General features: G+C 73.1%; 2 protein-coding genes. One reads left to right on the forward strand and one right to left on the reverse strand.

Annotation, left to right across the window (positions count from 1 at the left end):
• Positions 1–238 precede the first annotated feature (238 nt).
• Complete coding sequence (gene rpmB, locus AC2W7G_RS17155; protein ID WP_485869507.1) at positions 239–424, reverse strand: 50S ribosomal protein L28; 186 nt, start codon at positions 422–424, stop codon at positions 239–241.
• 158 nt (positions 425–582) lie between these two features.
• Here rpmB and AC2W7G_RS17160 point away from each other — a divergent pair.
• Positions 583–989, forward strand: a 407-nt coding sequence (locus tag AC2W7G_RS17160) for a DAK2 domain-containing protein (protein ID WP_485869508.1), incomplete at its 3' end; no start/stop codon positions are given.

Raw genomic sequence — 989 nt, forward strand, 5'->3', positions numbered from 1 at the left:
GGGGAGGCCGACGGCGACGCGGTGGTGGACGCCGAGGCGGTCGGCGCGGCGTCGGGCTCGTCGTCGCCGGCGCTGCAGGCGGAGGCCAGCAGGACGACGCTCAGCAGGGCGGCGAGGGCAGGACGGGACGTCATGGCCAGCCACCGTAGCCGGTCAGGCGCCGCGGGCACGACGAAGGCGACCTCGACAGGAGTCGAGATCGCCTCAGTCGTACGCGGTCGGGCCGGGGCCCGAGAGGTCAGCGAGCGACCTTGCCCGCCTTCAGGCACGACGTGCACACGTTCAGACGCTTGGGAGCGCCCGAGACGATGGCGCGAACGCGCTGGATGTTGGGGTCGAAACGACGCTTCGTGCGCCGGTGCGAGTGCGAGACGTTGTGGCCGAAGCCGGGTCCCTTGCCGCACACATCACAGACCGCTGCCACAGCGACCACTCCTGGAAAGTCTCGTCGGATTGAGGATCGCCCGCGACGACGCCGCAGGCAACCGCTCAAGGATAGCCGATGGCGCCCGGGGGAATCCAATCGGCCCCCGTGACGCCGACGACGCCGCCCGGCTCCGCCCGCCCGATACCCTCGGGCGCATGTCCGTGACCCTCGACGCCGCCGCCTTCCGGCGCTGGAGCCGGGCCTGCGTGGAGGCGCTGGGCGAGGCGCGCGCCGAGATCGATGCGCTCAACGTCTTCCCGGTGCCCGACAGCGACACCGGCACGAACGCCTACCTCACCTTCGTCGCCGCCGACGACGCGGTCAAGGCGCTGCCCGCGGACACACCGGTCGAGGTGTGCGTCCGAGCCCACGTCGACGCGCTCCTGACCGGGGCGCGCGGCAACTCCGGGGTCATCCTGTCCCAGCTGGTGCGGGCCTACTTCCGCGAGGCAGTGCACCACCCGTCGCCGTCGGCCGCCGACGTGGCGCGCTGCTTCGAGCAGGCGGCGGACGCCGCCTGGGCCGCGGTGGCGCGTCCGGTCGAGGGGCACGATCCTGTCCG

Source organism: Aeromicrobium sp. PFPM2_SD2 (assembly GCF_057364525.1).